At 42.9% G+C, this 26,082-nt stretch carries 21 protein-coding genes, 1 tRNA gene and 1 pseudogene; 5 read left to right on the forward strand and 18 right to left on the reverse strand.

Annotated elements, in window-relative coordinates; all coding sequences use genetic code 11:
• Positions 1-9 precede the first annotated feature (9 nt).
• The 5 genes from IM676_RS04735 to murA all read right to left on the reverse strand — a co-directional run bounded on the left by IM676_RS04735 (position 10) and on the right by murA (position 5,820).
• Complete coding sequence (locus IM676_RS04735; protein ID WP_200989153.1) at positions 10-513, reverse strand: TniQ family protein; 504 nt, start codon at positions 511-513, stop codon at positions 10-12.
• On the reverse strand, positions 513-1,343 hold the full coding sequence (locus IM676_RS04740) for a TniB family NTP-binding protein (RefSeq protein ID WP_200989154.1): 831 nt from the start codon (positions 1,341-1,343) through the stop codon (positions 513-515). Before IM676_RS04740 ends, IM676_RS04735 begins: the two co-directional genes overlap by 1 nt.
• Positions 1,344-1,346: 3 nt before the next feature.
• Entirely contained in the window at positions 1,347-3,086 is a 1,740-nt protein-coding gene (locus IM676_RS04745; protein ID WP_200989155.1) for a Mu transposase C-terminal domain-containing protein, read from the reverse strand.
• Between the two features lie 286 nt (positions 3,087-3,372).
• Positions 3,373-4,245 carry a M48 family metallopeptidase gene (locus IM676_RS04750; protein WP_200989156.1) on the reverse strand — a complete coding sequence of 291 codons (873 nt, stop codon included), beginning with the start codon at positions 4,243-4,245 and terminating at the stop codon, positions 3,373-3,375.
• Between the two features lie 201 nt (positions 4,246-4,446).
• Positions 4,447-5,820 carry a UDP-N-acetylglucosamine 1-carboxyvinyltransferase gene (gene murA / locus IM676_RS04755; protein WP_200990083.1) on the reverse strand — a complete coding sequence of 458 codons (1,374 nt, stop codon included), beginning with the start codon at positions 5,818-5,820 and terminating at the stop codon, positions 4,447-4,449.
• Positions 5,821-6,064: 244 nt separating this feature from the next.
• On the opposite strand from murA, the gene IM676_RS04760 reads away from it, so the two are divergent.
• Together IM676_RS04760 and IM676_RS04765 are read left to right on the forward strand one after the other, a co-directional pair.
• Positions 6,065-6,146: transfer RNA gene (locus IM676_RS04760), tRNA-Leu, on the forward strand.
• A gap of 63 nt (positions 6,147-6,209) precedes the next feature.
• Positions 6,210-6,992, forward strand: a complete 783-nt coding sequence (locus tag IM676_RS04765; protein ID WP_200989157.1) for a TrmH family RNA methyltransferase — start codon at positions 6,210-6,212, stop codon at positions 6,990-6,992.
• On the opposite strand, the gene IM676_RS04770 is transcribed toward IM676_RS04765, so the two are convergent.
• Both IM676_RS04770 and cobU read right to left on the reverse strand, forming a co-directional pair.
• Positions 6,983-7,402 carry a hypothetical protein gene (locus IM676_RS04770; protein WP_200989158.1) on the reverse strand — a complete coding sequence of 140 codons (420 nt, stop codon included), beginning with the start codon at positions 7,400-7,402 and terminating at the stop codon, positions 6,983-6,985. The genes IM676_RS04765 and IM676_RS04770 overlap by 10 nt on opposite strands.
• Positions 7,403-7,458: 56 nt before the next feature.
• Positions 7,459-8,007: a bifunctional adenosylcobinamide kinase/adenosylcobinamide-phosphate guanylyltransferase gene (gene cobU / locus IM676_RS04775; protein WP_200989159.1), complete on the reverse strand. Its 549-nt coding sequence runs from the start codon at positions 8,005-8,007 to the stop codon at positions 7,459-7,461.
• An 87-nt stretch (positions 8,008-8,094) separates the two neighbouring features.
• On the opposite strand from cobU, the gene IM676_RS04780 reads away from it, so the two are divergent.
• A complete protein-coding gene (locus IM676_RS04780) occupies positions 8,095-8,871 on the forward strand; it encodes a hypothetical protein (RefSeq protein WP_200989160.1) in 777 nt (258 codons plus the stop codon).
• A gap of 47 nt (positions 8,872-8,918) precedes the next feature.
• Here IM676_RS04780 and IM676_RS04785 read toward each other — a convergent pair whose 3' ends face one another.
• The 3 genes from IM676_RS04785 to IM676_RS04795 all read right to left on the reverse strand — a co-directional run bounded on the left by IM676_RS04785 (position 8,919) and on the right by IM676_RS04795 (position 14,032).
• Positions 8,919-10,094, reverse strand: a complete 1,176-nt coding sequence (locus tag IM676_RS04785) for a tetratricopeptide repeat protein (RefSeq protein ID WP_200989161.1) — start codon at positions 10,092-10,094, stop codon at positions 8,919-8,921.
• A 48-nt stretch (positions 10,095-10,142) separates the two neighbouring features.
• The gene (locus IM676_RS04790; RefSeq protein WP_200989162.1) at positions 10,143-12,146 is read right to left on the reverse strand and encodes a tetratricopeptide repeat protein; all 2,004 of its coding nucleotides are present in this window, start codon (positions 12,144-12,146) and stop codon (positions 10,143-10,145) included.
• 77 nt (positions 12,147-12,223) lie between these two features.
• Complete coding sequence (locus IM676_RS04795) at positions 12,224-14,032, reverse strand: aspartate kinase (RefSeq protein WP_200989163.1); 1,809 nt, start codon at positions 14,030-14,032, stop codon at positions 12,224-12,226.
• 801 nt (positions 14,033-14,833) lie between these two features.
• On the opposite strand from IM676_RS04795, the gene IM676_RS04800 reads away from it, so the two are divergent.
• On the forward strand, positions 14,834-17,038 hold the full coding sequence (locus IM676_RS04800) for an HAD family hydrolase (protein ID WP_200989164.1): 2,205 nt from the start codon (positions 14,834-14,836) through the stop codon (positions 17,036-17,038).
• A gap of 7 nt (positions 17,039-17,045) precedes the next feature.
• Here IM676_RS04800 and IM676_RS04805 read toward each other — a convergent pair whose 3' ends face one another.
• The 6 genes and pseudogenes from IM676_RS04805 to IM676_RS20180 all read right to left on the reverse strand — a co-directional run.
• Positions 17,046-18,437 carry a PP2C family protein-serine/threonine phosphatase gene (locus IM676_RS04805; protein WP_200989165.1) on the reverse strand — a complete coding sequence of 464 codons (1,392 nt, stop codon included), beginning with the start codon at positions 18,435-18,437 and terminating at the stop codon, positions 17,046-17,048.
• 512 nt (positions 18,438-18,949) lie between these two features.
• Complete coding sequence (gene ftsY, locus IM676_RS04810; RefSeq protein ID WP_200989166.1) at positions 18,950-20,476, reverse strand: signal recognition particle-docking protein FtsY; 1,527 nt, start codon at positions 20,474-20,476, stop codon at positions 18,950-18,952.
• 103 nt (positions 20,477-20,579) lie between these two features.
• Positions 20,580-21,209, reverse strand: coding sequence for a transcription antitermination factor NusB (gene nusB / locus IM676_RS04815; protein ID WP_200989167.1), 630 nt, complete (start codon positions 21,207-21,209; stop codon positions 20,580-20,582).
• A 114-nt stretch (positions 21,210-21,323) separates the two neighbouring features.
• On the reverse strand, positions 21,324-22,058 hold the full coding sequence (locus IM676_RS04820; RefSeq protein WP_200989168.1) for a DUF502 domain-containing protein: 735 nt from the start codon (positions 22,056-22,058) through the stop codon (positions 21,324-21,326).
• 323 nt (positions 22,059-22,381) lie between these two features.
• Positions 22,382-23,218: a hormogonium polysaccharide biosynthesis protein HpsJ gene (gene hpsJ-B, locus IM676_RS04825; RefSeq protein WP_200989169.1), complete on the reverse strand. Its 837-nt coding sequence runs from the start codon at positions 23,216-23,218 to the stop codon at positions 22,382-22,384.
• Between the two features lie 67 nt (positions 23,219-23,285).
• A pseudogene (locus IM676_RS20180) lies at positions 23,286-23,564 on the reverse strand (RNA-guided endonuclease InsQ/TnpB family protein); the annotation flags it as partial.
• A gap of 87 nt (positions 23,565-23,651) precedes the next feature.
• Here IM676_RS20180 and IM676_RS04835 point away from each other — a divergent pair.
• A protein-coding gene (locus IM676_RS04835) for an IS630 family transposase (protein ID WP_200987318.1) occupies positions 23,652-24,526 on the forward strand; the annotation gives its coding sequence in 2 pieces (ribosomal slippage) (positions 23,652-23,981 and positions 23,984-24,526; 873 coding nt in all).
• Between the two features lie 291 nt (positions 24,527-24,817).
• On the opposite strand, the gene IM676_RS04840 is transcribed toward IM676_RS04835, so the two are convergent.
• Both IM676_RS04840 and IM676_RS04845 read right to left on the reverse strand, forming a co-directional pair.
• Positions 24,818-25,387: an IS607 family transposase gene (locus tag IM676_RS04840; RefSeq protein WP_200989171.1), complete on the reverse strand. Its 570-nt coding sequence runs from the start codon at positions 25,385-25,387 to the stop codon at positions 24,818-24,820.
• Between the two features lie 51 nt (positions 25,388-25,438).
• Positions 25,439-26,071, reverse strand: coding sequence for a TIGR04282 family arsenosugar biosynthesis glycosyltransferase (locus tag IM676_RS04845; protein WP_200989172.1), 633 nt, complete (start codon positions 26,069-26,071; stop codon positions 25,439-25,441).
• Between the last annotated feature and the right edge of the window lie 11 nt (positions 26,072-26,082).

A 26,082-nucleotide genomic window follows, 5' to 3' on the forward strand; every position in this document is an offset into this window, starting at 1 on the left:
ATGCTTGAATCAAATTGCTTTTTGATATTTAGCCATTTCCGCAAAAGGCAATCTACAGCGATCGCACATTCCATATTCCCATAATGCCGGAATCTTAAACCGCGCACCACATTTAGGACACTTGGATAGTAACCGCAAATTATGGCGATCGCATCCCCCAGTTTCCTTAAACTGCCACTTAATCTGGTGACAAGGTGTTTCCGCATAACAAGCACCACATAACCGAATAGGCTCATGCTGCATACCCACACCAGGAGGTGGTAGCATTTGGGCTAACCTTTCGGCATCCACCTCCACCACAGATGCAACGCCCTCCAATTCTTCTTGACTAGGGCGAGGATTAAAATGAAACCTTTCCCACCGTGCTACCACAGCACCAATACCTGCTAAATTTCCCAACCCAGCAGCAGATAAATGGTTAGCACGTCTGAACCTGCCAAGAAAATGGCTCAGGCTTTCCCCTGGATATGGTTGGATAATAAAAAGCCAGGGCTTAACATCTGGTGCTGTCATTACTTATACTCCTGTGCGACTTCCTGTAAAACAGCCTTGTCAATCTTTTTTAATCCCCTTGATAAAGAGCGTATAGCTGCTTCCCTGAGAATTTCATCTAAACGACCAATATAACCCTCTGTTGCCGAAGTCAGAATCCGCAGCATATCCTTACTAATCAGATTAGAAGGCAAAGGTAACTTTAGAACCTTATCTTCCCAGGTTTGTACAGTATCCTGAAAATCCTTTCCTGACAACTTTCCAAAACGATGACAAGCCCGAAACCGATTATAAACTTGTTCATCTCGTTTGATTACTGCTTCTAACCGATCAGTTCCTACCAACACAATAGCAATGCCCAACTTGTCATAAATATCACGCACCTCTGCAAAAGTTTCAGGCTTGATGCGGTCAGCTTCATCAACAATAATCATCTCCACACCACAGCCTCTTAATACCTCCATAGTTCTGTTGCGAAAATCCGAGACTGTTCCCTTAGTCGCCTTAAACTTGAGATACTCAATAATCTCCTCAAACAAATCCTTTGCACCGCATTTTTGGGGTGGCTGAATATAAATTACAGGGACAATTGGTGGTCGTCCCACCTCTGCTTGTACTTTCTGCCTGTATCTATAGGCATCACAAGCAACTGTCTTCCCCGTACGTGATTCTCCAACTACTCGGCAAGATTGCCGTGCCTTACGTTTTCCATCTAACCAATCATGCAAGGTGATCACTTGCTGTAATGGAACAATGCTCTTACCCTTGAGACGAGTAATTTCAACCTGTAACCACTCATCATCTGGTTTTACCCCACCCAATTGCTTGGCGATCGCTTGTGCATCTGTCATTGTCTAAAACCCGTATTCTTCACGCAGTTGTTCATAGTCCCAAACCTCTAGTTCAGGGGATGAAGATTGAACCTGAGTAGTAGATTCCACTTCTTCCACTTCCATGACAGGAGATGGTAGAAATTCAGTTTTACTTTCATTAACCGCAGTAGAACGCAAAATCTCCTGCTCCAATTTTTGACGTTCCTTGCGACTTTTCTTTTTTGCTACCAGAGCATCACGTTCAAGGACTTCTTGTAATAAAGCTTGGTTGCTAACAGTTTTACCTGCATTACGCAGTCTACGACTAGCAGCAATAGCTTCATCTAATGAAAGTTGTTCAGTCTCCAAATCTTGAGCATGAGCGCGAGTCAGAAAAACTTCTTGATTTTTCTCTTGGCGATAAACCAGCAACGTTGTAATATCTCTGGGGTCATATCTTAAATTGACCGTTTCCCCCGCATATCCTTCTAAATATTCCCCTCGATACATCACATTTTGGAACTGCAAGTATCCACCTCTTTGTACCGTGCGCCGTGACTGCTTCATTAAGCAGATATCTAAATTACGTTCTTCAATTGGCACTGGTACTGAAGGTAATCCTGCTTCCCAACGTCCAAAGCGAGTTTGATCACCCATTCGAGCGTCAATACTTTGGTTATAGCGGTCAACAATGTAGCGAACCATTAGTTGTTCTAGTTCTCTGAGAGTTAGTCTTGCATCTTTTTCCGCATCTTCTGGTCGTTCCTGGACATTAGATCCTGTATAACCAGGTAGAGTAGAAAAAAGTTGATCATTGAATGTCTTAAAAGGACGCTCAACTACTCCACCTTCAGAAGGGCGATCGCGTAAATGACAGACAAAGCCCAATTGCACTGAAATCTCACTCAAATGGTTAGAGCGAAAATCTTTTCCCCCATCAGTATAAAAATGTTCCGGCTTACCGTAAGTTCCCCATTCGCAGTGCAGTTTGTACTCTGAACCATATCTTTTTGGCAAAATCGCATGGCGTAATGCTAAAGCAACTACCACTGAACTAGGTGCATCAAACCCCAAGTTGATACCCATGATGCAACGAGAATAGGTATCAATTACAGTTGTTAGCCAGGGACGGACTAAAAGTTTACCATGCTGATCTACTAGCAACACATCCACACGGGTATGGTCACACTGCCAAACATGGTTACTATAATCAACAGATAAATCTTGCCCCTCACGGGTTTTAACTGAAAGTGTTGTCCCCCTCCAACCAGGACTGCGGATACTCTTAGTCTTTTCTTTTTGTTCCAATATGGGAGTTAACACCCGTAAAACAGTCCTGTAATTAGGAGGCTTGGTGTCGCTTAGTTCACGCGCCTTAGCTTGAACTCTCAGAGCAACTTGTTTAGGAGTCATGCGCTTACTACCCTTGTTACCCTCTCGATAAGTTTTGATGATAAAGTTTTCCCAAAACTCACCAATTCGATGTTTTCCTTTATCACTCCTACCCGCCTGAGTGAGTCCGACTAAGCCATTTTCCTCCCACTTTTTCACTAAACGCTGCACCGTGCGGACTGACACATCAAGCTTTGCAGCAGCCTCCTTTAACTTCTGCCCATAAGTTGTGCGATCGCACGGTTCAAGCAAACTTTGTATTACCTCTAACTTCCGTTGGGTTTCCTCTGGGAGTTCTGTAAGAATCACATTCATCTCAGGAGGTGTGTTACTTTCTTCTGATAAGGTTTCCGCAACATCTACTGAGGTATGAACAGTAAAATTAGACATACTATATTCTGTCCATGAAATAAGAGGTTTTTTATAAACACATGATGTTATTCTAGCGTAATGAAAGGCGACAATCAATTTGTCATTATGAAAATTTATAAAACCTTTTTTATAATTAAAAACGCGACATCTAATTTGTCATATTTATGGGATCTGACATTTAATTTGTCACTGAACTGGATTGAAGTATAGTATGGTAAAATAACTAAAGCCTTTGTAGAGTAAGGATTTACATCATGACATTAATTTGTCATAATGACATATAATTTGTCACTGTACACCTATCCTACCAATTGCGCCATCCTCCAGTGGATGTAACTTCACTAGTAGATTTCCCATGATTTTGCAATAAAGATTGATATTCTTGGCTGCTAGACCAACGGTCAATTTCTCTAGCTCGGAGTACTGGGACTGGATGAGTTAATTGGGATGTGCGGGTGGCTTTGACCATTTCCCCCAGTTCGGTTTTACTAATGTCATCGTAAGCACGAGCCTGAGCTACAAAGGCATCTAAATTAAGTTGTGGTGCTAGGATAGGGGAACCACCGGCTAACTTCATTAAGACTGACATTACCACTTTGGGGTCTTGGGTGGCGAGTAATGCAGCGCGATCGCATGTAAACTCAGCACAGCGTACCCATTCTAATAATTGTGCTTGTATAGCTTGGGCGATAAAAGTACCGACATTGGGGACAATTGCAGCGGCTAAGACCAGAAGATTCACAGGTGTTAAATAAACGCTGTGGTCACACTTAAGATGTCCTAATTCATGGGCGATCACCGCCTGTATTTCCTGTGGGGTCAACAGTTCCACCAAGGAAGTATGGAGGACAATAAAAGGCTGCTTACCCCGCATAGCAAAAGTATAAGCATTAGGAGCCGGATGTTGGCGGATATATAACTGGGGAGGGTCTATATCCAGGATTTTGCAGGCTTCTAACAATAATGCGTATAAATCAGGTAGTTGTTTTTCACCCACCAACACACTGGCGGCGATATTTTCCACATAAAAAACCTGTTCGGCGACCGGTCCGAGCCAATTTCGCACCATCATATCCAGACCTGGTATCTGCTTGAGAGATTTGGTGGCTTGTAGGTCTAATGGATGACGAAAGGAGTCAGCTGTTAACCCGATGAGCGGAGTTTTGCACAAGGACATGATATAGCAACCTGAAGAAACAGAAGATTAATAACCTCCCATAGCTAGTATAACCAGTTCTGAGTCCTGAGTGCCAGTTATGGAGTTACCCCCCTTAGTCTCCCCATGTCCTGGGCGGAAACAGTAATCTAATCCTGTACAGTTCAGCCGGGAAAGATTAAGGTAGGGTAAAACCTCCTGAGGTTACCTTGTGGGTATACTCTAGGTTGAGGTTACGGGAGTACTACCACTGGAGGTTAATTCCGTATCTTGTTCCACATTTAACACGCGGACGATTTTCGCTCCTAGTTGCTGCAATTTGAGATCAATGCGGTCATAGCCGCGATCAAGATGCTGTAGTCCTTGAAAGGTCGTTTGTCCCTCCGCTGCTAGTCCTGCTAAAACTAATGCTGCCGATGCCCGTAAATCTGCGCCTATAACTGGTGCGCCGGATAAACTTGGGACGCCTCGGATCAAAGCGGTATTGCCTTTGACGCGAATATCTGCTCCCAGACGATTCAACTCCGAAGCATGACGCAAACGATTTTCAAACACAGATTCATTAATTAGGCTGTCACCCTGAGCAACACTCAGTAAAGACATAAATGGCGCTTGCATATCCGTAGGAAAACCTGGATGGGGTAAGGTTTCAATATCAATGGCTGTAAGAGTAGATGCCGGGAGGATACGTAAACAGTCTGGTGTATCTTCAATGATCTTTAAACCCATTGCTTGCAATTTAGCAATTACTGGAGTTAAGTGACTTGGTAATACTGGAGACATACTAATTTCCGAACCGGTGATAGCTCCTGCCACTAAAAAGGTTCCAGCCTCAATGCGATCAGGAATAATGCTGTAGTCGATAGAATGTAAATTGGTAACACCAACTATAGTAATCTTACTACTGCCAGCCCCCTGAATCTTCGCCCCCATACCGTTACAGAAATTCGCCAAATCAACGACTTCTGGTTCCCGTGCTGCGTTTTCAATAATGGTTTCACCATCTGCTAAGGTGGCGGCCATCATTAAAGTTTCCGTTGCGCCCACACTGGGTGTATCTAGGTAGATTTTGGCACCTTGTAACCTACCACGATTCCCTGGCACATAAGCATGGCAAATGCCATGTTCAATATGGACTTCTGCCCCCATGGCTTGGAGACCACGCACGTGTAAATCCACCGGTCTAGCTCCAATAGCACAACCACCTGGTAATGGCATTTGTGCTGCTCCTAGCCGACCCACAAGGGCGCCAATGGCAAAAAAACTAGCCCGTAATTGGGTAACTAGTTCATAGGGAGCCGTTGATGTGGTAATTTCCCTGGCGTTGATATCCAACATATCCCCTTCTCTAGTGAGGCCAACGCCTAAAGCTGACAAAACCTCACTCATTCGTGCTACATCCGCCAATAAGGGAACATTACGGATCCGACAATCACCTGAACACAGCAAAGAGCCAGCCATAATCACTAGTGCGGAATTTTTAGCCCCGCTGATTTTGACGTGACCGCCTAAAGGATGCCCACCCCATATTTGCAAGACTGAGGAGTCTGCTTCCTGAGAAGGCTTGGCATCTGGTAAGCTGCTAGAAGGATTAATAAGCCTACCTCCAAAAACAATACGTGATTTTATAGGTTAGAAGTTGGTTTTGATTCTACAGTAAAGAGTTCATCTGTCTACCTGTTGTGGCACATCTTGCACAAATTAACTTTATTGCTGATGTTCAGTGCTCGGTTTATGAGAATTTCAAAATTCTCATACAGCAGAAGTATCACATAATTTCTCAGGAATGGCACTTGACAAACATAAATATTTAGGTAAAAATAGGAAATTGTCAATGTCAGCGGAACTGGCGGAATTGGCAGACGCGCTAGATTCAGGTTCTAGTGCCGCAAGGCTTCCGGGTTCAAGTCCCGGGTTCCGCATCGAGGTAATTTAATTTAACTGTTTTTTGAAATTGGATGACGCCGGTTGAGCGGCTTGTAATTGTGTTAACCAGTATCCAGAACTCTTTAGTCAAGCAAATCCGAAAGCTGCACTCTACCAAAGAGCGTCACAAGCAACAATTATGTTTACTGGAAGGAACACACCTGTTGCAGGAGGCTTGTGATGTGAGTTACCCCCTAGTGACAGTTTGTTGCACTCCAGAATGGCAAATGTCCCACCCGGAACTCTGGGAAGCAGCTTGTCGCCACAGTCAAAGGGTAGAAATTGTTAGTCAAGAAATTCTAGCGGCGATCGCTACCACAGTACAACCAGATGGTGTAATTGCTACGGCGCAACGGGGGATTAATCAAACTCCACCGCCGGTTACTGGGTTACTCCTGGCCTTGGAAACTATCCAAGATCCAGGTAATCTGGGGACGATAATTCGCACCGTTGCGGCCACTGGGGCCACGGGGTTATGGTTGAGTAGCGACAGTGTAGATGTAGACAGCCCGAAGGTTTTACGTGCTTCTGCGGGACAGTGGTTTCGCGTGAATACAGCAGTAACAGGAGATTTGAAACAGATAGTCGCACAAAGTCAGCAAGGGGGAATGCAGGTAGTCGCTACCCTACCCACGGCGGATTTAACCTACTGGGATGTAGACTGGCGAAAACCCAGTATAATTTTACTCGGTAATGAAGGGGCTGGGTTGTCGCCTGATTTAGCTGCCATGGCAGATCAGCAAGTGAAAATCCCTCTAAGTCCGGGAGTAGAGTCTTTGAATGTGGCGATCGCTGCTGCTTTAATGTTATACGAAGCCCAAAGGCAAATAATTTACCGGTAATTACGCTGTAGCCGCTGGTAAATTGACATCAATTCCGACTGGCTATTCACGGGGCCGCGGGGGGATGGTAATTCGCTATTAGGCCAGGTAGGTAAATCATTACAAGGGCATAATAAAGCAGGCATTCCTAGATTACGCTTGGGGATGGGCATTTGACAACGTCCACACGGTAACACCTCCCATGCTGGTGTGAGCAGTTCGCCAATAGTTTCATAGGTCCCCTCCAAGTGACATTCCCCGGTACTCTCAGACAGAATTTTCTGCCAACATTGCTCAAATTCGTCGCTATATCTATCACCCTTTAGCACTGGTCGGGGTAAAAAGCTGACCTGACCATTGCTAGTGATTACCCTCTTACCCAACTGAAACCAGTAGGCAAGATATTTTCTTACTTCTTGTTTAGTTGCCATAGGATAATTTTAAATTCTCATAGGGGATATTGGGGGGTGTAATGTTTAATTTGAAATTAAGATTGTGCAGGTGGTAGTGGTATACCCAGGAGACTAAGATTGAGAGCATGACCCCCAGTCACTAAATAAACAGGTTCACAAACAGCACCTAATTGGCGGACTAGAGAACCCAAGCGATCGCGAAACTGGCGACCAAGAGGGTAAGCTGGAACTACACCCCAACCTGTTTCCTCAGCCACAAATATCACCTGAGCAGTTACCAACTCCAGGGTGGTCAATAATTCTGCTACGGTCTTTTTCCAGGTATCTTCATCTTGTTCCAAAAGGTTAGCCACCCAAGTCCCCAAAGAATCAACCAAAAGGCAGCGATTTGGCTGGGCATCTGCTAGAGTAGTCGATAATTTCACAGGCACCAAAAGAGTTACCCAATCTGATGGACGACGTTCTTGGTGTTTTTGAATACGCTTTTGCCATTCTGTATCCCCCGGTGTTTCAGTGGCTGTGGCGAGATAAACCACCGGTTTTCCGGACTTTATAGCCAGAGTTTCTGCCCATTCACTTTTACCAGACCTTGCAGGCCCAGTGACTAAGATGACTTTGCCCAAAACTGTATCCTAATATAACGGTTATCCCAACCGGTGCATTCTGAAACCTTCCAAACTACTGGAAACATGACATTGCAGGATATTTGTATGAAAACAGGTTTAAAACGGATTGAAGCTACTCTACATGATTTAGGGAATCGTAGCAGCACCCCAGGGAGTGATTCCTTAAACTCCTGCTTCTCCTTTAGGATTAGCACAGGAGCAACAGAATCCACCTTTGAAGCAACACAGACAGAGGAAGTAGGCACAGCAGTTCCCCAGGAGGATGTTACCAAGGAGAACTTGTACCCACAAAAACACTGTGTGCAAACCTTCCCCGCCCAAGATATGGGGGGAAAAACACCGAGCTTACCCAAGTTCAAACATCCTAGCTTCAGTAGCCATCGCCACGGGGCTAATCCAGCATTAGCGATGAATATATTGCAAGATATCCAAGAACATATCGCCAGTTGGCAAAGGGAACTACAGACAATATTACAACAAATTCAAGAAATTTACTTAGAAGGACCGATTGTTAACGGCTGGTTAGAATCCCGCGTCCAAGAAGTAGAACGGGGAGGAACTGCTACACTGCGACATGGGGAAGTTGACCGCATCATGGAGTATGTAGAACAAATTTGTGCTCATAGCGGTGCAGAATCTCAACCTTCCCACCGCACTGGTTATCACCTGTGTGGTTTGGATGCTGCTGGTAAAGTTTGGTCTCGTGCTTGTTCAGCAGATGAGTTACCCATAGTCAGTTTAGCGATCGCCCGTTATCAAAAATTACGTCAACTCCTAGGGCGCAAACAGTACCTAGAAACCCGCCTGAGCCAGTTAGCAGAAACTTTGGTCGTTTTACATAGTAATCTGCAGCAGCCATGATTCAAACTCCCCTTAAGGGGAGTTTGAACCCGTATTGAACTGATTTGTTAGTTGATAGAGTCGTTGGGTGAGACTAACGCAATTTTATCCACAGCATATTGAAAGGATATTTCATCCCCTGCTTTTTGATAGATATATGCAGCAGCTTTCCAGTCATTAATTGCACCTTGATGATCTCCTAAATCATAAAGAGCTAAACCCCGGTTGTAGTATGCACTAGGGTAATTAGGATTAATCTTGAGGGCTTGGATATAATCTGCAATGGCTCCCTGATTATCATCTAAGTAATAAAGCGCTGAACCCCGGTTATTATAAGCATCAGCATCATCAGGGTTAATTTTCAGGGCTTGGGTATAATCTGCAATGGCTCCTTGATAATCTTCTAACTCACAGCGAGCATTCCCCCGGTTATTATAAGCATCAGCATCATCAGGGTTAATTTTCAGGGCTTGGGTATAATCTGCAATGGCTCCCTGGTGATCTCCCAGATCAGACAGAGCTAACCCCCGGTTGTAGTAAGCTAAGGCGTAATTAGGGTTAATTTTCAGGGCTTGGGTATAATCTGCAATGGCTCCCTGGTGATCTCCCAGATCAGACAGAGCTAACCCCCGGTTGTAGTAAGCTAAGGCGTAATTAGGGTTAATTTTCAGGGCTTGGGTATAATCTGCAATGGCTCCCTGGTGATCTTCTAAGTAATAGCGAAGTAGACCCCGCAAGTAGTAAGCTGTGGCGAAATCAGGATCAATGTTCAGGGCTTGGGTATAATCATTAATAGCAGCTGTGATTTCTCCTAAGTGAGAAAGAGCTTTTCCTCGGTTGTTATAAGCATAAGCTAAACTTGAGTTAATGCTGATGGCGTGAGTATAATCATTAATAGCAGCTGTGATTTCTCCTAAGTGAGAAAGAGCTACTCCCCGGTTGTTATAAGCATAAGCATCATTGGGATTAATTTTCAGGGCTTGGGTATAATCACTAATTGCTCCCTGCTTATCCCCCAATTGGGAGCGAGCATTTCCCCGGTTGTTATAAGCCTGAGCAAAATTTGGGTCAATTCTCAGAGCTTGGGTATAATCATTAATAGCAGATGTGATTTCTCCTAAGTAGTAGTGAGCTTTCCCGCGCTGGAAGTAAGCCGCAGCATTATCAGGTTGTAGTCGTAATGCTTGATTACAATTAGCGATCGCACGTTGATAGTCTTCTGGATTAAAGCATTTGTTAGCCATGTCAATATACTCCTCAACTTCCAAACCCATCAAAGATTGATTACAGATTTATTGCTGCAATAAATTAAGTTGCTGCTGTGCGTCTCGCAAATTATTTCTGTCCCCACTTTCTTGGAAAATTTTAATAGCTTGTTGAAAATCTGCGATCGCACTTTGTTTATTTCCTTGTTTTATGTGGTTCACAGCCCTGTTATAATAGGCTAACCCATAACGGGGATTAATAGCGATCGCCTGGGAATAATCTTCATGAGCAGCTTTGTAATTTCCCAATTCCAGGTTAACATTGCCACGGTTATTATAAGCCGCCACATCCTGAGAATTGAGTGCAATAGCTTGGGTATGGTCTGCAATTGCACCTTCATAATTTCCAAAAGAGAGACGATGAATACCCCGGTGATTATAAGCTGCGCCCCACTGGGGATTTAACTCTAAAGCTTGATCATAATCTGCAATAGCTTTCAATTTATATCCCAATTCACTATGCATATCCGCTCTTTGGAGATAGGCCACCGCATATTTAGGAGAGCGATTAATAGCCTGGGTATATTCCTGAATAGCTGCATACTTTTGATTATTACTAGCGTGAATTAAACCTTTTTGATAATAAGGTCTAGGATCATCAGGATTAATCTTAATTATCGCCTCAAAATCCTCCATTGCGGTTTTGTAAATTCTCAACCTACGGCGGAGAATACCCCGTTGTAAATAAGCCTCAATATAATTAGGTCTTAATCTGATAGCTGTGCTAAAGTCTTCATTAGCCCTTCTATTCTCATTCATTTTTACTAAGGCTAAACCTCGTCCATAATAAGCATAGGCATGACGATAATTTAATGCAATTGCCTGGCTATAGTCAGCAACTGCTTCTTGGTATTTACCCAATTCATATAAAGAAAATCCTCTGTCATAGTAAGCATCTGCATCTTGCGGATTTAATGCAATAGCTTTAGTAGCATCTATCTTTGCTCCCTGATAATTTCCCAACTGATAGAATGCATTTCCGCGTTTCTTATAAACCTGATAACTTTGTGAATTCAATTTAATCGCCACAGTAAATTCCTCAACTGCGGCTTGATAGTCTCCCTGTTGATATTTTCTTAATCCTTCTTGGTAGACTTCCTCAAAATTTATCAGAGGATTTATAGTTATAATTGGCGATTTTAAAACAACTGCTGTTACAGTTACTATCCAACTGATTACTGCTAGAGTTAACCAAAGTTTCTGCTGTTTTTGCTGAGTAAATCTTTGAGTTTTCACTTGCTTGATCTCTTTTAAAACTTCAGTTGCTGACTGGTACCGCTTGTGATGGTCAAAGCGTACCATTTTATCAAAGACTTTTCCTATTTCCCTCCTAATATTAAGATTTTCACTCCGCCAAATAATTTCCCCTGTTAGCACACTTCTATGCTGTTGTAATTTTAATATTTCTTTCTCTTGTAAGCCTAGAACTGCTGCGATGGCAATTATCCCTAAAGCATAGATGTCACTGTTATATTGAGAATGACCGCGCAATTGTTCTACAGGTGCATAGTCGAGATTAGCGACATTATTCGTTATCAGTTCAGGAATAGCGCCAAAATTAACTAAAACTAATTTTTGATCTGACTCTCGACGAATGATATTTGTAGGTTTAATATTCTGGTGAATTACTCCCCGTTCATGTACAAATACTAAAATTTCTAATATTTCAGATAAAATCCTAATTACCTGTTCTGCTGTTAAAGGTGTTCCCGAGAACATCTCATCGACTAAGGTATGACCAATAATGTGTTCTTGAACTAGGTAGAATTTTTCATTTTCCTCAAAATAACTGACTAAATTTTGGATCTGTTCATGTTCCTGGCTGAGTTGCTGTAACTTCTGTCCTGCATTGAGAAATAACTCTCGCAAAATATTGAGATTGGAGAAAGTATCACTATCGGGAGCTAGTTCCTGGACTACCAATTGACGACCTGGAATGAGAACATCTTCGGCTAAATAGTTTTGTACTCTCTCCTCTACATTGAGGACTTTCAGGAGGTGATAACCCGCACCCAAAATTTTACCATTCATTTGTGTCTGAGTGATTACAGTTAAAATACTGCCTATTTCCCCACACTGAAGAGATAGGCAGATACTGAAATGTTAAATTAGGCTGGAACTACAAATTTTTCGCTACCAGCCAAACCAAAGGCGCTGTGAATAACTTGCAAAGCTTTGACACCGTCTTCTTGGGCGACAACACAGCTAATTTTGATTTCTGAGGTAGCAATCATTTGAATATTGATTTGGTTTTCGGCTAAAGCGTCAAACATTTTAGCTGCAATACCAGGGTGTCCCACCATCCCAGCACCAACAATACTGACCTTAGCGATCGCATTGTCTAAGATAACTTCACCCCATTCTAATTCTCCCGCCACGGCGGTGAGCATTTTCTGTGTACTTTCCCCATCCATCTGTGAGACAGTAAAAGCAATATCCCGTCTGGGAATACCGTCAACTATGCGACACCGTTGAGATTGAATAATCATATCAACACTGACATTGTGCTGTGCTAATAGTCCAAATAACCTAGCGGCCATTCCTGGTCGGTCGGGTACTTGACGAATTGCTAGACGTGCTTGGTTCATATCCAGGGCGACACCACGGACAGGGGGAGCAGATGATACAGCAATTGTTTTTGGTGGCTTAATTTCCTGGTCTTGTGCAATATCAAAAGCTTGACGCAGTGCAGCCACCGCGCGATCGCACTCTGTCGCATCTACTACACAACTTACTTTAACTTCACTAGTAGAAATCATCTGAATATTTACTTGTGCTGCAGCTAAAGTCGCGAACATTTTAGCGGCGACCCCGGGACGCCCAATCATTCCCGCCCCTGCAATACTAACCTTAGCAATATTTTGTTGTACCATGACCTCAGCTTCCTGAGAGTTAGGCTGATTTCTCAATGCTGGGGCGATGGCGGATGCTACCGCTTCCGCTCGTTTTAATATCGGTGCTGTGACGGTAAAAGCTATGTCATTAGTATTACCTTCATGTATAGACTGAATAATCAAATCTACATCGACATTTTGCCGGGATATTTCCCCAAATAATCGCGCTGCTACCCCGGGCTTATCGGGTACGCGCAACAACGCCACCTTGGCTTGGTCTGTGTCAAACTCTACATGATCTACCGGGCGGGCAATTTCCAGATTCACCAGTGATCGACCTTGGGGTTTAGGGGATGTTACCCAAGTACCGGGGTCATCACGCCAACTAGATTTTACCACCAGGGGCACACCATAATTCCGGGCAATTTCCACAGCGCGTGGATGTAAAACTTTTGCCCCTAGGCTTGCAAGTTCCAGCATTTCATTACAGCTAATCTCCTCCATTAACTGAGCTTCTGCCACTAGGCGGGGGTCTGTAGTCAATATACCAGGAACATCCGTATAAATTTCACAGAAATTCGCTTCTAAAGCTGCAGCAATAGCCACGGCGGAAGTGTCGGAACCGCCGCGACCCAAGGTGGTAATTTCCATATCTCTGAGGCTAGATATACCCTGAAAGCCAGCAACTACAACCACTTTTCCTTGAGCAATCTGATGACGCAGGCGTTCGGTTTCAATATGTAAAATTCGGGCGCGGGTGTGTTCAGCTTCAGTGACAATTCCTACCTGTCCCCCAGTCATAGAAATTGCTGGCTGTCCAATTTCTTGTAATGCCATACTAACTAAAGCAATAGTGACTTGCTCTCCAGTGGAAAGCAACATATCCATTTCCCTGCGGTTGGGATGGCGAGAAATTTCTTGAGCCATTTTTACCAGTCCATCTGTGGTTTTACCCATTGCTGAAACCACTACGACCACAGAGTTACCCGCCTTAACAGTGTTGTACACACGCTGTGCAACAGCTTGAATACGTTCTACAGAACCGACAGATGTACCACCGTATTTTTGAACTATGAGCGCCATAAGTTTATATCTAATCAATGCTGCCTACTTTCATTGATGCCCCTTGGGGAAGCCTGGAAAGTATTACTGGTTGTTTAGTTTATTAATATCAGAATCAGAGCCGACAAAAAACCGGTAATTTAGGTTTCTTAGCCAACATTACTCAAAAACACAGATTGCCGCAGTCAAGGTTAAACTATATTATACAGTTTCAGCAGGGCTATTAAGTCTTTGAAAAATACAAGATCAACCCCATGTAGCCCCGGGGATTTGACTCTGGCGTGTTTATCAAATTAAACCTTTTAAACCTTAATTTCCGGCTATACCTGAAAGATGATCATTTGTCTGAATTATGATCACCATAGTTTTACCATTCTCAGTCAGTATTGTGCATCGGCAAACTGCGGAGATTTGAAGAGCAGCAATTTAACCCCATCAAACAATATTGCCAATCCAGTCAACTAGATGAGTAAAATCATATTTGCTGTTATGGTAGCGATCGCCTCATCCCTTCGCCATTCAGTTAAAAAAACGGTAAAAAATCGGCTATTTTGTCAGGGAATCCTGATAATAAACCGATAATTAATTATCAGCGATCGCCAATATCAAAGGGAAGTTCCTGTCAATGTTGAGTAACAGCTATTTTTGGCATTTTCCCAGATGAATGTGGCTTTTCTCAGACACTGTTGTTACAAATCGGCACATTTGTTTTATAATTCTTAAACATCAGCAAAGATTTGTCACTAATCTGTAGAAATTAACAGCCGGGTGTTACGAGAAGCTGTTCCAGGGCTGTAACAGAGTAAAATTGAGGGATGCAAAATGTCAAATAGCCCAGGATTATATATTCTACTAGTCAGTGTTCACGGCTTAATTCGGGGTAAAAATCTAGAATTAGGGAGAGATGCTGACACCGGCGGACAGATTAAATATGTGCTAGAATTGGCTCAGGCTTTAGCAGCTAACCCACAAGTAGAACGTGTAGACCTAGTAACTCGTTTAATTAATGATCCAAAAGTTAGCTCAGATTATGCTCAACCGGTAGAAGTTCTGGGTGATAAAGCCCAAATTATTCGTGTTAATTGCGGTCCACGTCGTTATCTGCGCAAAGAAGTTCTCTGGCCTCATTTAGATAATTTTGCTGATGAATTACTCAAGCACCTGCGCCAAGTGGGAAAACTACCCGATGTTATTCATAGCCATTACGCCGATGGTGGTTATGTGGGTTGTCGGGTTGCAGGTTGGTTAGGTGTACCACTTGTACATACTGGTCATTCCCTAGGACGTGTGAAACAACAAAGACTTTTAGACCAGGGTACAAAAAGGGAAACCATTGAAAGTACTTATCATATGAGTACCAGAATTGAGGCCGAGGAAACCACCCTGGCCAGTGCAGCCTTAGTCATTGCTAGTACCCATCAAGAAGTCACCGACCAGTACGGTATTTATGACCACTATCAGCCTGATAGAATGGTGGTCATTCCTCCAGGGGTAGCACTCAAGGACTTTTACCCGGTTCCAGAAAATTGGCAAGAACCAGGAATTTACCAGGATTTAAAACGATTTCTCAATCATCCTGAAAAGCCGATAATTATGGCGCTTTCCCGTCCAGCAATTAAGAAAAATGTCGGTACTCTGGTGAAAGCTTATGGTGAAGATCCACGACTGCGTCATTTAGCGAATTTAGTCCTGATTTTAGGCAATCGCGATGACATCAGCACCATGGAATCAGACCCACGCCATGTATTTGCAGAAATTTTTCACTTAATCGACCTTTACGACCTTTACGGATACGTCGCTTACCCCAAACACCATTCATCTGATCAAGTTCCGGAACTATATCGATTGGTAGGTAAAACGGGGGGAGTCTTTATTAATCCCGCCTTAACTGAGCCATTTGGTCTGACTTTAATTGAGGCTACAGCCTGCGGTGTGCCAATTATTGCTACATCAGATGGTGGTCCACGAGATATCCTGGAGGTATGCGACAATGGGATGTTGATTGATCCTCTAGATATTAAGCAGATCCAGTATGCTCTGCGAACAGCACTCACAGATACACAACAGTGGAAAACTTGGTCGAAAAATGGGTTAGAGCGAGTGCGGGATAATTTCTCTTGGTCTAGTCACGTAGAACGTTATCTCCAACAGGTGCAGCAATTATCCCAACGACCCGTTAAATCTATGCTCAGTCCCCTACCAAAGGCTTTAGCAAATGACCTGGCTGATTCTAATACCCTCGACCAAAACCGCTTACCAACCGCAGATCGGTTTCTGGTGTGCGAAATTGATAACACTTTGTTAGGAGACCAGGAAGCTTTACAACAACTCATAGAACGAGTATATCAGGAAGGTCAATCTACGGGAGTAGGTATTGCGACCGGGCGCAATTTGCAAAGTTCCTTAGATATGTTAGAGGAATGGCATTTCCCCAGACCAGATTTACTGATTGTGTGTGCAGGTAGTGAAATTTATTATGGACCTCAGGTAATCCCAGATAGTAACTGGCAAAGACACATTAGTTATCATTGGAACCCTCAGGGTGTTCGTCAAGCAATGGAGACATTACCCGGTGTTTCTCTGCAACCCCCAGAATGTCAAGGTAAGTTTAAAATCAGCTACTTTATTGATGAAGCCACATCTGTGAGCTTTAAGGAAATTATGCGTCATCTGCGGCAGCATAAGCTCCATGTTAAAGGAATCTATAGCCATAGTATGTATCTTGATTTGTTACCTATCCGGGCTTCTAAGGGAGATGCTATTCGTTATTGTGCTTTGAAGTGGGGACTACCAATACAACGATTTTTAGTAGCAGGAGCATCTGGTAATGATGAATCAATGCTGTCTGGCAATACTTTGGGTGTGGTTGTTGGTAATTATAGCCCTGAACTGGAAAAGTTACGGGAGTATCCCCAAGTTTACTTTGCCGCAGGAAAATACGCTTGGGGTATCTTGGAAGCACTAGACCGCTATGACTTTTTTGGCGCTCTGTCTAAATCTGAAGATGTTCTATTAGCAGATAATTAGCTGTTTGTCAATGAATTTTCAGAACAACTAATGTCATGTCATCGGTGTTTTGTCTTTCATCACCGATAAATTCCAAGACTTGATCAAACAGATAATCTACAATCTCCTCGGCTCCGCTGCAATACCTGCAAGCGGCATTAAAAGCGGCGACAAAATTTTCTTCATCGAAGCGATCGCCACTGGCTGCCGCCGCATCAGTTAAACCATCTGTATAATATATAACTGTATCTCCCGGTTCTAACTGAGCCTGGGCATCTTCGTATTGACTATTAGCATCTAAACCAATCAGCATACCCAAAGTATCCAAGCGGGTAATACTTTTAGTGGCTGCGTGCCACCACAGGGGAGGATTGTGTGCGGCATTACTATAAGATAAAACCCGATTCACCGGATTATATTCCGAGTAAAATAGAGTCACAAACCGATGGGAATTTTCCAAATCCGCATACATCACTCGATTCAGATTTTGTAGAATCACACATGGGGAATGACCATGGAACACCTCACCACGCAGCATTCCCCGCATCATGGTCATAATTAGCCCAGCGGGGACACCTTTACCCATGACATCCCCAATTACCAAACCCCAGCCTCCTGTTTCCTGGGCAGTTTTGCCATTCAGCTGTCCTTGATTTTGATGGGTGGGGATAAAGTCATAGTAATCTCCACCCACACGATTAGCGGGTTTACAGCGTGCAGCTAGAGTTGCACCGGGAATAATCGGACATTGTCGGGGTAAGAGTCGCCGTTGAATTTCTGCGCCAATTTCTAGTTCTTGATCTAAGCGCTCTTTTTTTCTCAATTCTACGGCTAGTTCTTCGTTTTCAATAGCTACAGCTGTTTGATCTGCTACTAGTCTGACTAACTTTTGTCTGGTATCTGTCCAGCTATATTCAGGATCGCGGCTGAGGACATAAAGCCAGCCCCGTTCTGTATGCTTGACCAGGATTGCAGTCCCAAAGATTTGTACATCTGGATCCAAGTAGCGATGGATTTGGTCATCTAACATCCCTGTAGCTGTTGCTAAAGGTCCTGTATGAGATAGAAGTGTGATTTGACTACTAGCGGTTTCTAGAGCTTTGCGGATATTCTTACGCTGGCGGCTATCCTGCCAGTGTAGTTGTTCTAAGCGAATTTGACCATTAGGTTTATGTAGGAACAAAGCACTACCATCTGCATCTGTGACTCTAGTGGCGATCAGTGGTATCAGCTGCAAAAACTGGTTTAAATTATTGAAACTTCTGAGGGCAAATCCTAAAGAACTCAGTAAATCTTGGATTTTATTTTGTTCTCGGCGCAACCGTTCCACAAGTTCTTTGAGTGCCACAACTGGTGTGACATCCGTCTGAGCACTACTATTAGTATCAGTGGGTTGAGAGGGCAGTTGAGACACAGGCAAAGTATGATTGCACTTAATATAGATAGATTTGAGGTTAATTAATACATCAAGTAAATTGCTAAGTTATATTGGGGCACAATTTTTGATATTTTTAGCTCAATATTGATGTAATTGCCATCAAGAATGAATAGGTAAAAGACAGCCAATACTCTCTTAACATATAAATACCCTAATTGTTCCAGAACTTAATTAGCAAATCATACATCTTGAGAGCCAAAACAATCATTTTTTAACCAAATAAATTTTTCACAGGTTTGTCATTCTCCAGGGGAAATTCTATTGGCAAGAAAATATTGCCTTATTTGTTGAGTTTTGTGTGGGTCTTTGGGTCTTGGTGGGGCAAAAATCAACCCAAGGACGGGGGGATGAAATAATTTTTGCCGACGGAAACACCGGTTAGATGTTGTCTGATGGCCTCGACCTGGTGATCAAAGCAAATTTTCCATCCAAATATGGCACAAATGAGACGATTCAGGCAGACCCAGAGAAAATATTAACTAAAAAAATCCCAACTAGCCACTCAAGAGAGCTTCCACAAACTCGTAGCTAGAAAAAGGACGCAAATCTTCCATACCTTCACCAGCGCCAATAAAGCGAATAGGTAAACCCAGCTGCTGCACCACGGCCAAGGCCACACCTCCCTTAGCAGTACCATCTAGCTTAGTTAAGATTACCCCAGTCAGTTGGGCAGCTTGGGAGAAAACTTGAGCTTGGCGCAATCCATTTTGACCTAAAGTGGCATCTAAAACTAAGAGGGATTCTATTTTGGCATGAGGGGCTTTTTTGTCGATAATCCGGCGGACTTTGCTGAGTTCGTCCATTAAGTTTTTCTTATTTTGCAGTCGCCCGGCGGTGTCTACCAATAGTAACTCCGTTTCTCGTGCTTGGGCTGCGGCGATCGCATCAAAGACCACGGCGGCGGGGTCTGTATTCTTACCGGGATTAGCAATTACTTCTACTCCGCTACGTTGGCCCCACACCTTCACCTGTTCCACCGCCGCGGCGCGGAAAGTATCTGCCGCACCAATTAAACATTTATAACCGGACTTTTGGGCCAGGTGGGATATTTTGCCGATAGTAGTGGTTTTTCCAGCCCCATTCACCCCAGTAATTAACCAAATATTCAAAGTTTCCTTTTCGGGGGCGAAGCTCAAACTTGAGGCTTGTTGCAGTGGAGCATCTAACATATCCCGCAAAATTTGTTTCAGGTAGGCGATCGCCTCTTCTGGGGGAGTCACCTCTGCCAACAGTTTTTTCTGGAGAGTATGGACAATGTAATCTGTAGCTTCCACACCCACATCAGCTTGTAGAAGTGCGGCTTCTATTTCTGAGACAGCCGCTTGATTGAGTGGTCCTTGTCCAACAATTGCCTTGAGTTGGTTGAGAATATTGCGACGGGTTTTCCCTAATCCTTGGCGGAGTTTTTTCAGCCAAGTAATTTCCTCAACAGAAATATCTTCGGCTCGCCTACCTTGGGCCGCCAATACTTCTGCTGACCATACAAAACCTTCATCAAAAGCTAACACTTCCTCATCTAGGGCTGTTGCTGTCGTAGTGGCTGGGGTGACTACTTCCGGTTGCTCCACTTCAATCGCCCCGGCTATCAACCTTTCCTGCTTGGCTTGCCGTTCTGCGGCCGCCCGTTCCAAAAAGGATAGATTACTGGGGGCTGTAGGTTCTGGTGTGGTTTGATCTAGACTCTCAGGGACATCATTACTATATGTTACTTCTAGTGCTGCCGTAGCAGTAACTTCACTGAGGTTATCAGGGGCGGGTTCTCTGGCTACTGTTGTTGTATTTTCTACCGTTGCTGGTTCTTCTGGTGCTGCTTCTACATTGGCGACCTCTGGTGTAGTTTCTACTTGTGCAGCTTTTTGTTTTTCCTGGATATTCTTATAGGCAGATTTGGCGAAGGCCAATAAATCTGTAGAGTCTATTTGTTCGGTTTGGGTGACCGGAGGAGTTGCTTCCTGTTGTTCTTGGGGTGGTGGGGTATCAGAAGAATTTTGATATTGACGTTGGAACCAATTAAAAGCCATTACATCTATAAGTATTATTTGATGATTTATGTTTATGATTTTAACTAAATATCCTCAAGACCCTTGAGGATATTTGAGTAGGGGGGTAAATTCGCGCTTTAATCTACACAGCTGCTTGTTGTTGAGTAAACCGGCGCAGAACCCCATTAATGAACCGATGACCCTCATCTCCACTGTAGCGTTTAGCTAGCTCTACAGCTTCGTTAATAGCTACTCTGTCGGGCAAATTTAAAAACATCATTTCTGCCACGGCAATCCGCAAAATATCTCGGTCTATTTGGGCGAGGCGAGTAACTTGCCAATCTACTAAAGCTGAGGAAATTTGTTCATCAATGATAACTCGGTGTTCGTTGACTATTTTTACTAATTGAATAGCATATCTCCCCACTTCCTTGTCTTGATTTGCTAATTGAATCAATTCTGGGAATTCAACTGCGGCTCCCAGTTGATTAATGGCGGTTTGGGTATAGTTAATGGCCTCTTTGAGGAGGTTTCTGGCTGTATCGATGTCGGAAGCACGAGTTTGACTAGTTAAGAGGCGATCGTTACTGCGTTGTAATTCTCCAGTGGCATTATCTAGAGTATCTTGCACTTCTGATCGCAGGGTGCGGACGGTAGCTAGGACTAATTTGGGCAGATGCTCTTCTGTCAATTTTTTGGGGTTGATTGGCAACTGGCTCAGGCTTAAAAGTGCCAACTCACGGGAAATTTGCTGGGGTTTTCGTTCTTGCATAGCAATATGTACTCAAATATTCATGATTAAGGGTTAGTATGGTCGTAATTGTGCTCAAATCATCATATTATTCATCTCCTGGTAACTTTTCCCGATGAATTTCAGCTGGGTTTTTTAGGGTGGTGTTTCTAGATTTCGCTCCTGGGATAGAAGTAGGGGGGGTAGAGCCGTGTTATCAGCGATAATCCCTCCAGAAATTAAGACTTTAAAAGCATCTTCTATGGGTATAGATAGAGTTACTACCTCATCTTCTGGAACTATGGCATACCAGCCGGTGGTGGGGTTGGGGGTGCTGGGAATAAATACACTCAACATCGGGCGGGGCATATGGGCTTGAATATCGCTACTAATATTACCGGTGACGAAGCCGATCGCCCATATTCCTTTGCGGGGATACTCGACTAAAATTACCCGCCGAAACTTGTTTTTGGAATCTTTGATGAGGGTGGCTAAAAGTTGTTTGAGGGTTTTGTATACTTGCCCTGCCAAGGGAATTGCCTGTAATAGGCGCTCTCCAACATCCAATAACCAACGCCCGGCAATGTTCCGAGCCATCAACCCTATTAACAGAATACTGAATAGAGGGACGGCAAGCCCTACGGCTAAATTGAGGATATTTACTACTATAGGTTGGAGTCCGTCAAAGGGGTTGAGTTGTTTAGGAATTTTAGTCAGGAAGTTGATTACCCAATTAGCGATGGTAATAGTGAGCCAAATAGTTGTTGCTAAGGGAATAACTACTAATAAACCGGCAATTAGGTCATTTTTTAAGTCCTGTTTTAGGTGATTAATTCCCCAGTCTCTATGCTCCTGTTTCAGGTTACTAGAATTTTTGTGATTGCTATTCATACCAGCATACTTGTCAAATTGTCAAGAGTTAATTGTAAAATTTAATACTTTAGTCCCATTTCCAAGATTGTGAGCATCTAGGATAATACTGTAAAAATATACACTGACTGCTCAGTCAAGAGTATTTTTCTAGTTGGGTACATATAGAGATTGACTGTAGATAGTATATTAGAGACTTGTAAAGCATTGTTGCAAGTCTCTAATATACTACTGATCCTATCGCGCTCAGTTAAAAGCTGCTAAAAATTCTGTAAGTGTTACATTACAGCTAAAGGAGGATATGAAGTCGTCACTGAGTCGGAGTTTTTTTTGTGAAAATTAAGTTAATAATATTTATCTTCACTGGTGACAGCCATATGTTTCATCCTTCTTAAACCTGTCCAGCCAATAATGATATATCCCAGGGATAAGAGCAAACTACTAACACCAATTCGTAGTCCAGACTTCCAAGCGTCACCTCTGGCTTGTTTTTCAGCTTGTTGGCGACGTTGACGAATTTCGGTTAATCTTTGATTTGCTTGTGCTTGGGGGTCTGTTTGCTGGGCGATAAAAGTCTCAATTTCTGCGGGATTTGTCTTAAATTTCTGGAGTAATTCTTTTTGCTCTGGGGGAATTTGAGGGTTATTGAGTGCTTGTTGGTATGTTTCCTCATTTTTGAGCACCTCGGTAAACTGATTTCTCAGTTGGTTGCGCAGCTGTTCTAACTGAGCTTTTCCTTGCTCATTGTTGAGTTGGGCTTGGAATTGGGATAAACGATTGTTAACTTCATTTTCTGCTTGTTGGGCTTCTTGGCGGATTTGGTCGATGTTTTGAGTGGTAGCTTGTCGAACATTATTCACGTGTAAGGGGAAAATTAATAGAAAAATCAACCCTAAGATGCTGGAGAGGATAAAGATGGGAAGTTTGATATCTATAGGTTTTGGGCGATCGCCAGGAGCAAAACTATCAATCCCATCAGCGGCGAATAGCATTCCGATAGCCACTAAAGGGAGAATACCTCTGTCAACTAAGGAGGTAGCTAAATTGATTTGCCATCCTGTATTAGTGATTTGCAAGGGTAAAATCACAATGAAAAACTCTAGGAAGAAGGACAAAAGTAAGATGATACCCACTACCTTAAGTATGAAAGCAGCATTCCCCGCAGCATGAGGATTAGTCATAGTTAATTTTCGCTGATGAAAGTGATTTATCTATATCAAGTTACCTGAATAGTTACTAAAAATATAGTCAAATATTTTTAGCTTGGTAAGGTCTAAACCTTACTGGGCTAACTACAAGCCTCTCTACTGAGTTTCCATCAAAGATAGAGTCCCCAGCTACCTTTCTTAATATATTTAGGGAACCATTCAAGTCTGCTGAATATATTTTCCCAGACTTAGACCTAAATAAACCTCTGTTGATTCTTTTACCTAAATAGTGTTTATGCTTTTTGATAGGTTCAAAATCTAGAAAACTACATTTTGAAGTGTAGCTCTCTTCATTGGTTTGCACCTTGATTCCAGCGAGTTTAGATTTATAGCAACCGCCAAGGTAATTTAAGCATAAACTATAAGTAGTCCCTTTTCATGTGAAGCGATCGCTTGCTACAGGTATATGCCCAAACCGTACAGTTACGACCTTCGTCAAAAAGTAATCCAAGCGATTGAACTCGATGGCTTGAAGAAAACTCAAGCCAGTCAAATGTTTAATATTAGTCGCAACACCATCACCCTATGGTTGAAGCGAAAAACCGAAACGGGGGACTTCCAAGCCTTGCCTAATCAGCGTCCTGGGAATGGTCACAAAATTACCGATTGGGAAAAATTTCGTGAGTTCGCTTCCGTACATGGCGAGAAAACCCAAGTAGAGATGGCCTCACTTTGGCCTGAAGAAATTAGCGATCGCACAATCTCAAGAGCTTTGAAAAAAATTGGTTTTACGCGAAAAAAAAGACTTATGGCTACCGTGAGCGCGATGAGGTCAAACGACAGGCTTTCGTAACGCAGTTGTCTGAGTTACCTGTGGAGAAGATTGTATACCTCGATGAGTCAGGAATGGACAACCGAGACCAGTATGATTACGGTTGGAATTCAAAAGGACAGCGCTTCCATGCACTTAAATCAGGTCGTCGTCAAGGTCGGGTGAACATAATTGCCGCGCTGTGTAACCATAAGCTGATAGCTCCTTTCACTGTTGAGGGTGCGTGTAATCGAATAGTATTTGAGACTTGGCTTGAAGCTTGTTTGCTTCCCACACTCAAACCAGGACAGGTTGTGGTGATGGATAATGCCACATTTCATAAAGGTGGGCGCATTCAACAACTGATTCAGTACGCAGGGTGTGAAGTGCTGTACCTACCACCTTATTCTCCAGACCTGAATCAGATTGAAAAATGTTGGTCTTGGTTAAAAAGTCGAATCCGCAAAAAACTTGAGCGGTTTGATTCTTTACGAGATGCCATTGAGGATGTCTTGCTTTTTGCGTCCTAACCTCCTTGGCGGTTGCTATATATTCTAGTTGCTGGATAAATCGAGCATGGGGAATATTAGTAAAGTTTTGATTGGTCTTACTTCCCAAGTTAATGCTTTGCTTCCAATTCTCGTTTTTACCTATAATCAAATGCGTGATGTTTTGTCTGACTAGCTGATTTATTGGTTGACTATTGAAAAAGGCTTGACGACATAAATAAACAGCACAGTTGAATAGGTTTTTTGATAAAAAAGACATTTGATAAATCACCCCAAACCACTTGTTATTTCTTTTGATTATGTGTCGTTCAACTAATCGTATTCTGACTCCAGACATTTAACAATGCACTCAGTTTTTCTTTTCCTTCTTCTTAGATCATAGATTCTCGCACAGAAGCTAGTTATGATTGAGATCAAGTCTTGCATAATATCTTCAGTTTCTTCTTCTGCAAGATTTACTACCTCAATATCTTTCCCTTGCTTGTTTAGTAAGACTTTCAGATAATTAAAACCCACCCTGGTTAATCTATCTTTATGCTCAACAACAATAATTTTATAATCATCTTCATTTAGCAACGCAACTAATTTTTTTCGGTTGTCATTAACTCCACTTCCCACTTCTTTAACTATTTTCTTTACTTGATACCCTTTAGCTTCGCAGTAGCGTACAAGCCTTTGTGCTTGACCGTCTAAATTGCTTTTATTTTCAGCACTAGATACTCTCGTATAAATCACAACTCCTTCAAAGGTTTTTTGTACATCAACGATGACTGTACCTGTAGGAAGCTGAGTAGCTTTAAGTTCACCACGTTTCCACATCCTCCAAGCAGTCTGGTAACTTATTCCCTTTGATTTAGCGTAGTCAGATAGTTTCATTCCCAAAATCTACCATAAATGATTACATCTAACTATATCTGATTATATTTTTATCATTTAAACCTTATACTGTTCCCAAGTCGCCAAATCTTCTGGAAGATCCACGTCAGCTAAGGGAGGTAACAAAGAAACTGATATTTTTAGCTGTTGAGCAATATTGAGTGTTTGTTGTAAAACTTGAGAAGTTCCCCAATCGATATTAACGAATAATTCTGGGAAGGGGCGACACAAGCCAATCAAGTAATAACCGCCATCAATAGCTGGCCCCAATACCAGGTCATGAGTGTGTAGCTGCTCAAAGGCTTGAGTGAGAATGTGAGCATTGATTCCGGGACAATCTACACCAATAATAATTACTTTTTGAGCGCCAGATTTGTAGGCCAGAGTTAGCGATCGCCCCATGCGGGAACCTAGATTTCCCTCTCCTTGGGTATGGTAGAGTAAATCATCCCCTAGCCAATCTACCATCAGTTGGTAGTTACCACCAGTAAAACGTACTTCCCAGGATATAGGGGTAGTTTTTGCCAGTGCTTGCACCTGTAATAAGGTATATTCTGTCATTTGTCGTTGTAAATTGGCAGCACCCACTGCACCCAAAGCGGGTATAAGTCGGGTTTTTGTTTTCCCTGGTTCTGGGTAGCGAGTAAAAATAATTAAGTGTTGTTGATGAATCTCTAAGAGTTTTAGCACATTATATATAA

Source organism: Anabaenopsis elenkinii CCIBt3563 (genome assembly GCF_015245355.1).
Classification (GTDB): domain Bacteria; phylum Cyanobacteriota; class Cyanobacteriia; order Cyanobacteriales; family Nostocaceae; genus Anabaenopsis; species Anabaenopsis elenkinii.